Genomic DNA, 10,823 nt, shown 5'->3' with positions numbered 1-10,823 from the left:
TCCCCTTCGCAAACAACTTATCCCTATTAATATTGTTTACCATGGTAAAAGTGAATTTAAATATGGGCAGTACGGTATTCATCTTGGTCAACAAGATACATTAACTTTTTTAGGTGATGAAAAAACAAAAGATACTGGCTAAATTTATTGATTGTCGTAAAAATTCACCAACATTTAAATCAGAATTAAGTTTTGAGATAACACCATCATCCGCAAGAACACTAATTATTCCCCCAGGGGTCGCCCATACTTTTTCTCATCTAGAGAATGTTTTTACCTTAAATAACTATTCTCTTTTTTTACCTACAATCGAGCAATTAGCAAGTGAAACGTTTAATTGGTCACCTAATAATGATGTGATAAATCTTCCTGAGAATATCGATATTAATGAGATTGAAGGCTATGAGCCAATGACAGAAGAAGCCTCTGCACTGGTCTATCATCGGATCGCAGAGATACAACAGCAATGGTTAAGTCAACATCGATTTCTACACTCTGAAACCCGTAAAATCCGTTTAGATAATGGCGATGAGATTAATTTAAGATTTCGAGAGAAAATAGCAGATACTCAAAAACAACAATTACCTACATCGACTATTTTAGGTGTTGAATTTCATGAAATGGCGACCTTACATACTGGTAAAGAGAGTGGTATTGTCCCATTAACGCGACAATCCCCTATGTATCTAGTTGAACATGGTCATGAGGATTATGATTTTGACTCTTATGGATTACATTTAGGGCAAGAAGATCATTTAACTTTTCTAGGTGATATATCTCATGAAATCACCGTTAAGCTGGTGGATATGCGTGAAAATTCCCCCACGCTATTTTATGAAGATGAAATTATTTTTAATCCTGCACCCAATATTGAGTTAGTGATCCCTTGTGGTGTTGCCCATGCCTTATTTAATATGGCGAATATCATTACTGTTAATCGACCAGTTATCTATTTAGACAAAGAAAAAGAATATATTCCAGGCTATGATGTCATTGATTGGAAAATTTGCTAATAAAAAATTATCAATCTTATCACGTTTAATAAAATAGCAGCAGACTTAAGCTATTATCAATTCCTCGTTTCTAAACAACAGGAGTTAATGAAACACAAGCCCACCCATCATACTCCAAAATCGATTGTTATTTATGATGAAAATAACCAGCCTATTAAAGTATTAATTAAAGAAAAGGTATAACTTCGATTATGCGTATTGTCTTTTTCTATATGCTTTTTTTGGTGTTAAGTGCTGATGGCTTAATGGTTTTTTTAACACCTGTTATTGTTTATCAATTAACAACAAGTATTGAGTATGCGGGATTGACATACGCCTTATGGTGGTTACCACGCATTTTTTTTAATACCGCTTATTGGTCAATATATTGATACTCTAGGTGTGCGCCCTGTTTCTATTCTTTCTGATAGTAGTAAAATTATTGGCTGTTTATTTTTATTAACTTCAGATTTTTCCTCTGATTTAGTGATTGCAATTAGTTTTGGATTAGTGGGAAGTTTAATTTCTATTGGTAATTCACAGACGCTGATTTCATATGAAAAAATTATTGCATTGATGAGTCACCATAAAGAACATCATATTAATATAATGTCACGAATAGATTTTTTGGGCATGATCACCGGTCCATTCATTGGGATGTTATTTATTGAGCATGGATACCGTTATTTACTTATTATTCCCTGTTTATTCTATTTTATTAACGCAGTATTCTTTTTGTTCTTTTATCTAGAGCCAAAAGAGAGTCACGCTGCCACTCAATTACATAGCCAAGCAGAGACGTTACGAGTCACTAAAAGGATGGTAATGATTTTTACATCTCCTATTTTGATTTTTTCTATTTTAATTGCTATTGGGAATAATATGTTTGATGGATTAATTGAATCGAGTGGTATGGCATTAATTGATCAATCGATGAACTTACCGATTAAATACTATGGCTTTATTGATATTTCTGCGGGGATCTGTGGTGTAATAGGTACTTATTTATATGGCTATTTTAACTCATTATTTAAATCGAAAATTATTACTGTCTCTGTCAATTTTCATCATCACAATAAGTTCTTCTTTACTGATTATTTTTCAACAAGATATCACTATTTTTATTATCTTTTGTGCCCTATCCATTATTGGTAAGGTTTTTTCAGGGAATATCTTGCGAATGTTCAGAATAGAAATCATTCCTGTGACGCAATTAGCCAGTACTTCCTCACTGATTATTTTATTTAATCAACTGATCTTACCCATTGTGGGTGGGCTTTTGTTTTTCTCTACTGGTGAAGTCGCCTTTATTTATACACTGATGGCGATTGCGATAGGGATAACATTGATAAGTGGTGTATTGCTTGTGACGTTTCATCATAAAAAAAGCCCTTCAATAAAATGAAGAGCTTATTTATCAGTAAGTTATTCTGAGTGGGTCAGAATTATTTTTTAGCGCGTTCGAAAGAAGACAGAATTTCAGCTTTAGCTGCCTCTACGCCTTCCCAACCATCAACTTTTACCCATTTACCAGATTCTAAATCTTTGTAATGTTCGAAGAAGTGTTTGATTTGTGCTTTTAACAGTTCAGGCAGATCGTTCACATCTTTAATGTGGTCGTATTCTTTGCTCAGTTTAGTGTGTGGAACTGCAACGAGTTTCGCATCTTCACCTGATTCGTCAGTCATTTTCAGTACGCCAACAGGACGGCAACGAATAACTGAACCTGGTTGTAATGGATATGGTGTTGGAACCAGAACGTCTACTGGGTCACCATCTAAAGATAACGTGTTATTGATGTAACCGTAGTTGCATGGGTAGAACATTGCAGTTGACATAAAACGGTCAACGAATAGTGCGCCACTTTCTTTATCAACTTCGTATTTGATAGGATCCGCATTTGCTGGGATTTCAATAACAACATAGATATCTTCTGGTAGTTCTTTACCAGCAGGAACATGATTCAGGCTCATAAAAAATTTCCTATAAAAAAATTAATTTTACGTGGCCGTTAGTATAGCGAAAAGTTTTTAACAATACCCGTTTTTTGCCAAACATGTTGCGTTCTGACGTAAAAATAAGCAACAAATAAAAGAAAGGGATATTTTCAAAGATGAAAAAACCGGACGAATAAGAAGCCCGGTTTATCTATGTGAATGTGAAACGAATGGATTATTCTTCGTCTGGATATTGCGCCATAAAGCTTTCAGCTTGTTCAACCATCGATTTAGTCCCTACAAAGAAAGGCATACGTTGGTGAAGCTCTTTTGGTTCGATATCAAGAATACGCTCTTTACCGTTGCTTGCTTTACCGCCAGCTTGTTCGGCTAAGAACGCCATTGGATTGCATTCATAGAGTAAACGTAATTTACCAGTAGGGTGGCTTGCAGTACTTGGGTAAATATAAATCCCCCCCTTCAGTAAATTGCGGTGAAAATCAGCAACTAAAGAACCAATATAACGGGTGGTATAAGGGCGGTTTGTTGCTGCATCTTGTTCTTGGCAATACTTAATGTATTTTTTTACCCCTAATGGGAATTTGATGTAGTTACCTTCGTTGATTGAGTACATATTTCCTGTTGGTGGGAAATGTACACTTTCATGAGATAAACAGAATACACCTAAAGAAGGGTCGTAAGTAAAGGCATGAACACCACAACCTGTTGTATAAACGAGCATGGTTGATGAACCATAAACGACATAGCCAGCGGCGACTTGGCGATGACCTGGTTGTAAGAAGTCATCTAAAGTGACAGGTTGTCCAATCGGTGTAATACGGTGGTAAATAGAGAAAATTGTTCCGACGGAAACGTTTACATCAATATTTGACGAACCGTCTAAAGGATCCATTAGTACAACATACTTGGCATTTTCAGCACGATCACCTTCAAAGATAACAATATCATCTTCTTCTTCTGATCCGATACCCGCAACTTCACCGCGTGCTTTTAATGCAGCTTTCAGTTTCTCATTCGCGTAAAGATCCAGTTTCATCTGGGCTTCACCTTGAACATTAGAAACACCGTTAGTACCAAGAATATCGACTAACCCTGCTTTGTTAATATCACGGTGGATAATTTTAGCCCCAAGCTTAATTGCTGAAAGTAATGCAGTAAGTTCACCCGTTGCATGGGGAAAATCTTGTTGTTTCTCGACGATAAATTCGCCTAATGTTTTCATGACGCAGGTCCTGAATGTGAGTGGGTAAAGTAAAAAAGGAGAGAAAATCTCCTTGGTGGTGGCAAGTTTAGCCAAAGAATCGGATGATTCAAAGGTTAATCCGTTTCTTATCTGCTTTTTGATCGTTAGAATAGTGACCAACTTCATGCTATTGGACAGAAATTCATGCACATTCATATTCTTGGTATTTGTGGCACCTTTATGGGAAGTCTTGCCATTCTCGCTAGAGCGAAGGGACATAAAGTTACAGGCTCAGACGCTAATGTTTATCCACCCATGAGTACTTTACTAGAAAATCAGGGAATCGAACTGATTGAGGGATATGACCCAAAACAATTAGAACCTGCCCCTGACATGGTGATTATTGGTAATGCAATGACACGAGGAAACCCTTGTGTTGAAGCTGTACTTGAAAAAGGTTTGCCTTATACCTCAGGCCCTCAGTGGCTACATGACTATATTTTACCTGAACGTTGGGTGTTAGCCGTCGCTGGAACTCATGGTAAAACTACAACAGCAGGTATGCTGGCTTGGGTTTTAGAAGATTGCGGTTATAAACCTGGCTTTTTAATTGGCGGTGTACCGGGTAATTTCCAAGTATCTGCACAGTTAGGTGAAAGTCCTTTCTTTGTGATTGAAGCTGATGAATATGACAGCGCTTTTTTTGATAAGCGTTCTAAATTTGTTCATTATTCTCCACGCACATTGATTTTAAATAACCTTGAATTCGATCACGCTGATATTTTTGATGATTTAGCGGCAATTCAAAAACAATTCCATCATTTAGTTCGTATTGTCCCGGGCACAGGAAAAATTATCATGCCTGATAGCGATATGAATTTAAAACAGACCATTGGAATGGGATGTTGGAGTGAGCAAGAGTTCACAGGTGAAACAGGAGATTGGCAAGCCAAAAAACTCAATAATGACAGTAGTCATTTTGAGGTATTCCACAAAGGTGAGCGAGTCGGCGAAGTGTCTTGGGGACTTTCAGGTGAACACAACATGCAAAATGGTCTAATGGCGATTGTTGCAGCGCACCATGTTGGTGTTTTACCCGCTGATGCTTGTGAAGCATTAGATAAGTTTATTAATGCACGTCGTCGCTTAGAGCTACGTGGTGAGGTCAACCAAGTCAGTGTTTATGATGACTTTGCGCATCATCCCACTGCGATTTTGGCAACGCTTGAAGCGTTACGCAGTAAAGTTGGTGGAACCGCTCGTATTATTGCCGTATTAGAACCTCGTTCAAACACTATGAAAATGGGAATTAGCAAGGATGATATCGCCCCGGCATTAGGGCGTGCTGATGAAGTCTTTTTATTCCAGCCACCTAATATTCAATGGTTAGTGAGTGATATTGCTGAGCATTGTGTACAGCCAGCTCGTTGGAGTTCAGATCTGGATACGCTAGTTGATATGATTGCGAAAGAAGCGCAAGCGGGCGATCATATTTTGATTATGAGTAATGGCGGTTTTGGCGGTATTCACGAAAAATTGCTTACAAAATTAGCACAGCCTAAAGAGTCGGATAGACAGTATTAAAAATAAGCAAGCCACTGAAAATTCAGTGGCTTGCTTTTTGAAGTTGTCGAAAGGCTAATTATAATTCTTGATCAAAAAGATTTAGAATCGCATCTCGTAATTCTTCTGTGGAAAATCCCGGTGCCGGTGTTGAGAAAATAGTATCATCACCTGCAATACTGCCAAGGATCCCTTCTGCTTTGCCTAATGAGTCTAATAAACGTGCAATAAGTTGTGCCGCACCTGGACTCGTTCTTATCACCACAACAGAATGATTATGATCGATATCGAGTACCAGATTTTTTAGTGGGCTGCTTGCTGTTGGTACGCCAAGCTCAGTAGGAAGGCAATACACCATTTCCATTTTGGCGTTACGGGTTCTTACTGCACCAAATTTTGTTAGCATACGAGAGATTTTTGACTGATTAATATTATCAAATCCAGCCTCTTGTAATGCAGTCACAATCTCGCCTTGTGAACTGAATTTTTCTTCTTTCAGCAGGGCTTTAAACGCTTTAACCAAGTCTTCTTGCTTAGAAGGAATGCGCATAGTTCACCTTTAGTGAGTTATCAATAACCTGCGTATTATGCAGAGAAGTGAATTTTTATGCAACATAAGACGAAGAAAGATGAGTGATAGCCTCCTTAAAATTGTAAAGTAGAATGTACTACAAAAAATTTTATTTACAGTGCGTGAATGTGATAATTTAAAGAAAGTAAAGCATTTGTTAAATAAATGATAAGCTTAAATGATTATCACGAGGATGATGGTGCACTTAACATTTTGTCATATTTATTGAAATTATTTATCAAAAGAGTGTCCACTATCTCATTAACAGATAAGCAATTTGTTTAGAATAACCGAAGTGTTATTTTTCACTGTAAATGCCTTATTATGCAATGTTACTGTTAAATAATTGTTTTTTTAAAGGTGAGTTGCGTAAGAGTGAGTATCTCGAAGGCGTTCCACTATCTCGTAAACTAAGGAGTATCAGAATGAAAGTAGCAGTTCTCGGTGCAGCAGGTGGTATTGGTCAGGCACTGGCACTTCTTCTTAAAAATCAGCTTCCAGCTGGTAGTGAACTCTCTTTATATGATATCGCTCCCGTTACACCGGGTGTCGCAGCTGACTTAAGCCATATCCCGACTCAAGTGACTGTAAAAGGTTTTGCGGGTGAAGATCCTTCTCCTGCGCTAAAAGGCGCTGATGTTGTCCTGATTTCTGCGGGCGTTGCTCGTAAACCAGGCATGGATCGTTCAGATCTTTTCAATGTTAACGCAGGTATTGTGCGTAACTTGATTGAAAAGGTTGCACAAAATTGCCCGAAAGCACTTATCGGAATCATTACTAATCCTGTGAATACAACCGTTGCTATCGCAGCAGAAGTGCTTAAGAAAGCAGGCGTTTATGATAAGAAACGTCTTTTCGGGATCACCACTCTTGATATTATTCGCGCCAATACCTTTGTTGCAGAACTAAAAGGTAAAGATCCACAAAAAACCAATGTTCCGGTGATTGGTGGACACTCTGGTGTGACTATTCTCCCTCTATTATCTCAAGTTGATGGCGTTTCATTTACCGATGATGAGGTCGCGGCATTAACTAAACGTATTCAAAACGCAGGTACTGAGGTTGTTGAAGCAAAAGCGGGTGGTGGATCAGCAACACTATCTATGGGTCAAGCCGCTGCTCGTTTTGGTCTTTCATTAATTCGCGCCCTAAATGGCGAGAAAAATGTTATTGAATGTACCTACACAGAAGGCGACGGAGAATATGCTCGTTTCTTCGCACAACCTATTCTTTTAGGTAAAAATGGTGTAGAGGAATATTTATCTATTGGTAAATTAAGTGATTTTGAAATGCAATCTCTTAATGGCATGTTAGATGTATTGAAAAAAAGATATAATTCTTGGTGAAGAATTTATTAATAAATAAAGAAATTCTTTTTTTGCTATAAAAATAATGCAAATTTAAATAAAAAACCGCTGATACTATATCAGGGTTTTTTTTTTATTAATTATAATGTATGTAATTATTAGTTAATTATTAGTTTTGGTACGAATCTTTCGTTCAAGTAATTCTCCTGTCTCAGGATGAAAATAACGGCTAGGCCAAATTTCACTAGGAGCGATACCAAGATAATCAGCAATGATTTTCTCTCCTTTAGGCCAAGGGCGTGACAACGCATTAGCAAGTGTTGAAGAGCTTAACCCTGCTTGGCGAGAGATGGCAGCAAGTGTTGTTCCTCGTTTTCTAAGTGCGGCAATAATATCGGCAGGATGCCAATCAGATTTCCTTGAAATCATTTTTAATCCTTTTTCTATAAAAATTGATTGCTGTGTTAGTGGTATAAATAACAGTTTATTAGAAATGTCCTAAAGCATTTAAACTGATTATTTAGAAAATAAAATAACATTATTTTTCTAAAAAAGATTTCTGATTTTTTTTCTTAATAATTTCTTTTTTGAAGTTGATAACAATTTTAGAGAAACATAATGAAAAAAAGAGTGGTATACGGCAAAGGAATTGACGGGTATAGGTGGATTACCTAAATCACCACAAGGTGTAAATTCAAAAGCGAGACGAGAGTCTTGGCAAAAACAAAATGTAAAAAATAAGCAAGGTAATGGTGTTGAATATCATTATTCTTGCTTACCAGAAGAAACTTTAATTGCTCTAGAACTTTATGAGCCATTAGCACATTACAAACTAAATAAAAAAGAGGAGCCACTCGTTATCTGGGTGAAAGCATTCCAACAACTAAATAATGGTGAACAAAAAAACATTAACAGAGCTGATATTGCGGGATGGTATTAGAAGTTTTTTTAGAAAAAGTCGTCAATGATTAAGCGATTTTAAAGAATCTATTATTGCGTTATCCGCAACAGATATCTGACTAACCTCTTAGTTGAATGTGAGATGAGATCATGAAAAAAGAATGGTATACAGCGAAAGAATTAGTGGGGCTTGCGGGGTTACCTAACTCACCGCAAGGCGTTAACTTGATGGCGCGTCGTGAAGGATGGGAAAATCGTCGTAAACGTGGAGTGCAGGGAAAAGCTGTCGAGTATTCCGTAAAAAGTCTGCCTGATGAGGTGATTAGTGTACTCGCTGCACATGAACCTCCAGCTGAATATTTATCAAAACGTCAGGATGCCTTTTTGATTTGGGTTGAAGCTTATTATCAATTGACTAAATCAGAACGAGAAAAGATTGTGAAATTCGTACTGCGCGAAGGGCTGGCAAAGCTCATTAGTTATATTGATGCAGATAATCAAGATGCTATCGAGCGAGAAAACGAAGAAGTCCTCAATAAATTGAAAAGCCCACCAGAATCGACGTAGTCGCTCTAGTGGGCTTCTTTAATTAATGGGGCGTATATAAAGCCAAAGTTATGATTGACGTTGTACTGCGACGTGAGCAAGCCCAATAAGCGCATCTTTATACGGTGAGTCAGGTATAATTGATAAAGCTTCAATCGCTTTGTCTGCTTCTTCTTCCGCTTTTTGACGGGTATATTCCAAAGAGCCACACTGTTTCATTGTATTTAAAACAGTATCTAATAAATGGCGACCATTACCTTGTTCAATGGCTTGGCGAATTAATTGGGAGTCTTCTTCATTGCCATTATGCATAGCATGAAGTAATGGCAACGTTGGTTTACCTTCATCAAGATCATCACCAGTATTTTTACCTAACTGGTTGTTATCTGCATCATAATCAAGTAAATCGTCAATGAGCTGGAAAGCAGTCCCAAGATAACGACCATAATCTTGGAATGCTTTTTCTTGCTCAGGCGTTGCTTCCGAAAGGATCGCTGATGCATGAGAAGCGGCTTCAAAGAGACGAGCTGTTTTGCTGTAGATAACTTGCATGTAGTCATCTTCGGAAATGTCCGGATCGTTACAATTCATTAGTTGCAAAACTTCACCTTCAGCGATCACATTGGTGGCGCTAGACATTAATTTTAATACACGCATCGAATCAAGATCCGTCATCATCTGAAAGGATCGTGTATAAATAAAGTCGCCAACAAGTACACTGGCAGCATTTCCAAAAACAGCATTTGCCGTTTGTTTTCCCCTACGCATATCAGATTCATCCACAACATCATCATGTAACAACGTTGCTGTATGAATAAATTCGATAAGCGCTGCGACCGAGATATGTTTGTCGCCTTGATAGTCCAATGCTCGTCCAGTGAGCACTGCGATCATTGGTCGGATCCTTTTACCACCACCACTAATGATGTAGTAACCAAGTTGATTTATCAAAGAAACATCTGAATTAAGCTGGTAAAGGATTGCCTCATTTACCGCAGTCATATCAGCGGATGTTAGTTTTATAATAGATTCTAAATTCATGTTTTTTCGACTTTGGCTCGCCAATGAGCGCGTTATTATTAATAAAAAATGATCATGCCATAGATTTTACTCTCTTATAATTTAGATTGTACTTTAAAAATGGCTGAAATAAATATCGTGTAAAAAAACTCTTTTTTTTTAACGCTAGTTTGCGATCTGTACTTGTCATCGGCACTAAATTTGCGTAGAATTCGCGCCCTATGTGAATATTTTAATTGTGCACTCAAATTATACATATTGGGAGTGTGCGGAAAGCGGAGTTTATATGTACGCGGTTTTCCAAAGTGGTGGTAAACAACACCGAGTCAGCGAAGGTCAAACTATTCGTTTAGAGAAGCTGGAAGTAGCTACTGGCGAAACAATCGAGTTTGATACTGTAATGATGGTCGCTAATGGCGATGACATTCAAATTGGCGCTCCAATCCTTGCGGGCGTTAAAGTTAAAGCGGAAGTGGTTGCTCACGGTCGCGGCGATAAAGTTAAGATTGTTAAGTTCCGTCGTCGTAAACACAGCCGTAAACAACAGGGCCACCGTCAGTGGTTTACTGATGTTAAAATCACTGGTATCGCTTAAGGTTTAGGAGAGTAGTTCAATGGCACATAAAAAAGGCTGGCGGCTCGACTCGTAACGGTCGTGATTCCGAAGCAAAACGTCTGGGTGTTAAACGTTTCGGTGGTGAAGCTGTATTAGCAGGTAGCATCATCGTTCGTCAACGTGGTACTAAGTTCCATGCAGGTACTAACGTTGGTTGTGGTCGTGAC

General features: G+C 37.9%; 13 protein-coding genes and 1 pseudogene. 9 read left to right on the top strand and 5 right to left on the bottom strand.

Annotated elements, in window-relative coordinates:
• Nucleotides 1-116: 116 nt before the first annotated feature.
• The 3 genes from BHE89_RS01260 to BHE89_RS24630 all read left to right on the top strand — a co-directional run bounded on the left by BHE89_RS01260 (nucleotide 117) and on the right by BHE89_RS24630 (nucleotide 2,397).
• Nucleotides 117-1,013 carry a dTDP-4-dehydrorhamnose 3,5-epimerase family protein gene (locus tag BHE89_RS01260; protein WP_286145811.1) on the top strand — a complete coding sequence of 299 codons (897 nt, stop codon included), beginning with the start codon at nucleotides 117-119 and terminating at the stop codon, nucleotides 1,011-1,013.
• A gap of 381 nt (nucleotides 1,014-1,394) precedes the next feature.
• Nucleotides 1,395-2,147 (top strand): MFS transporter, encoded by a 753-nt coding sequence (locus BHE89_RS24635; RefSeq protein ID WP_286145810.1) that lies wholly within the window; start codon nucleotides 1,395-1,397, stop codon nucleotides 2,145-2,147.
• 25 nt (nucleotides 2,148-2,172) lie between these two features.
• Nucleotides 2,173-2,397, top strand: coding sequence for a hypothetical protein (locus BHE89_RS24630; protein ID WP_286145809.1), 225 nt, complete (start codon nucleotides 2,173-2,175; stop codon nucleotides 2,395-2,397).
• Between the two features lie 40 nt (nucleotides 2,398-2,437).
• Here the strand turns inward: BHE89_RS24630 and ppa are convergent, their stop codons facing one another.
• Both ppa and fbp read right to left on the bottom strand, forming a co-directional pair.
• Nucleotides 2,438-2,965 (bottom strand): inorganic diphosphatase, encoded by a 528-nt coding sequence (gene ppa / locus BHE89_RS01250; RefSeq protein WP_004246260.1) that lies wholly within the window; start codon nucleotides 2,963-2,965, stop codon nucleotides 2,438-2,440.
• 199 nt (nucleotides 2,966-3,164) lie between these two features.
• Entirely contained in the window at nucleotides 3,165-4,172 is a 1,008-nt protein-coding gene (gene fbp, locus BHE89_RS01245) for a class 1 fructose-bisphosphatase (RefSeq protein ID WP_036939388.1), read from the bottom strand.
• Nucleotides 4,173-4,337: 165 nt separating this feature from the next.
• Here fbp and mpl point away from each other — a divergent pair, with 165 nt between their 5' ends.
• The gene (gene mpl / locus BHE89_RS01240) at nucleotides 4,338-5,717 is read left to right on the top strand and encodes a UDP-N-acetylmuramate:L-alanyl-gamma-D-glutamyl-meso-diaminopimelate ligase (RefSeq protein ID WP_069369857.1); all 1,380 of its coding nucleotides are present in this window, start codon (nucleotides 4,338-4,340) and stop codon (nucleotides 5,715-5,717) included.
• 58 nt (nucleotides 5,718-5,775) lie between these two features.
• Here mpl and argR read toward each other — a convergent pair whose 3' ends face one another.
• Nucleotides 5,776-6,246 carry a transcriptional regulator ArgR gene (gene argR, locus BHE89_RS01235; protein WP_069369856.1) on the bottom strand — a complete coding sequence of 157 codons (471 nt, stop codon included), beginning with the start codon at nucleotides 6,244-6,246 and terminating at the stop codon, nucleotides 5,776-5,778.
• A gap of 446 nt (nucleotides 6,247-6,692) precedes the next feature.
• Between argR and mdh the strand changes: the two are divergent.
• Nucleotides 6,693-7,632: pseudogene (mdh, locus tag BHE89_RS01230) on the top strand (malate dehydrogenase).
• Nucleotides 7,633-7,736: 104 nt separating this feature from the next.
• On the opposite strand, the gene BHE89_RS01225 reads toward mdh, so the two are convergent.
• Nucleotides 7,737-8,003, bottom strand: coding sequence for a helix-turn-helix domain-containing protein (locus tag BHE89_RS01225; RefSeq protein ID WP_069369854.1), 267 nt, complete (start codon nucleotides 8,001-8,003; stop codon nucleotides 7,737-7,739).
• A 220-nt stretch (nucleotides 8,004-8,223) separates the two neighbouring features.
• On the opposite strand from BHE89_RS01225, the gene BHE89_RS01220 reads away from it, so the two are divergent.
• Together BHE89_RS01220 and BHE89_RS01215 are read left to right on the top strand one after the other, a co-directional pair.
• A complete protein-coding gene (locus tag BHE89_RS01220) occupies nucleotides 8,224-8,514 on the top strand; it encodes a DNA-binding protein (protein WP_286145808.1) in 291 nt (96 codons plus the stop codon).
• A gap of 110 nt (nucleotides 8,515-8,624) precedes the next feature.
• Complete coding sequence (locus BHE89_RS01215; RefSeq protein WP_023583583.1) at nucleotides 8,625-9,041, top strand: DNA-binding protein; 417 nt, start codon at nucleotides 8,625-8,627, stop codon at nucleotides 9,039-9,041.
• A gap of 48 nt (nucleotides 9,042-9,089) precedes the next feature.
• Here BHE89_RS01215 and ispB read toward each other — a convergent pair whose 3' ends face one another.
• The gene (ispB, locus tag BHE89_RS01210; RefSeq protein ID WP_069369852.1) at nucleotides 9,090-10,061 is read right to left on the bottom strand and encodes an octaprenyl diphosphate synthase; all 972 of its coding nucleotides are present in this window, start codon (nucleotides 10,059-10,061) and stop codon (nucleotides 9,090-9,092) included.
• A gap of 265 nt (nucleotides 10,062-10,326) precedes the next feature.
• Between ispB and rplU the strand changes: the two genes are divergently transcribed.
• Nucleotides 10,327-10,635: a 50S ribosomal protein L21 gene (gene rplU, locus BHE89_RS01205; protein ID WP_006535707.1), complete on the top strand. Its 309-nt coding sequence runs from the start codon at nucleotides 10,327-10,329 to the stop codon at nucleotides 10,633-10,635.
• A 26-nt stretch (nucleotides 10,636-10,661) separates the two neighbouring features.
• Nucleotides 10,662-10,823, top strand: a 162-nt coding sequence (gene rpmA / locus BHE89_RS01200) for a 50S ribosomal protein L27 (protein WP_128860269.1), incomplete at its 3' end; no start/stop codon positions are given.

The sequence above is a fragment of the Shigella sp. FC1967 genome (assembly GCF_001743005.1).
Taxonomy (GTDB): domain Bacteria; phylum Pseudomonadota; class Gammaproteobacteria; order Enterobacterales; family Enterobacteriaceae; genus Proteus.
This window is presented reverse-complemented; position numbering and strand designations above follow the sequence as displayed.

Coding starts and splice junctions, on each gene's coding strand:
- fbp (WP_036939388.1), bottom strand. CDS start 4,172: ATGAAAACATTAGGCGAATTTATCGTCGAGAAACAACAAGATTTTCCC.
- ppa (WP_004246260.1), bottom strand. CDS start 2,965: ATGAGCCTGAATCATGTTCCTGCTGGTAAAGAACTACCAGAAGATATC.
- argR (WP_069369856.1), bottom strand. CDS start 6,246: ATGCGCATTCCTTCTAAGCAAGAAGACTTGGTTAAAGCGTTTAAAGCC.
- BHE89_RS24630 (WP_286145809.1), top strand. CDS start 2,173: ATGTTCAGAATAGAAATCATTCCTGTGACGCAATTAGCCAGTACTTCC.
- rplU (WP_006535707.1), top strand. CDS start 10,327: ATGTACGCGGTTTTCCAAAGTGGTGGTAAACAACACCGAGTCAGCGAA.
- BHE89_RS01215 (WP_023583583.1), top strand. CDS start 8,625: ATGAAAAAAGAATGGTATACAGCGAAAGAATTAGTGGGGCTTGCGGGG.
- mpl (WP_069369857.1), top strand. CDS start 4,338: ATGCACATTCATATTCTTGGTATTTGTGGCACCTTTATGGGAAGTCTT.
- BHE89_RS01260 (WP_286145811.1), top strand. CDS start 117: ATGAAAAAACAAAAGATACTGGCTAAATTTATTGATTGTCGTAAAAAT.
- BHE89_RS01225 (WP_069369854.1), bottom strand. CDS start 8,003: ATGATTTCAAGGAAATCTGATTGGCATCCTGCCGATATTATTGCCGCA.
- ispB (WP_069369852.1), bottom strand. CDS start 10,061: ATGAATTTAGAATCTATTATAAAACTAACATCCGCTGATATGACTGCG.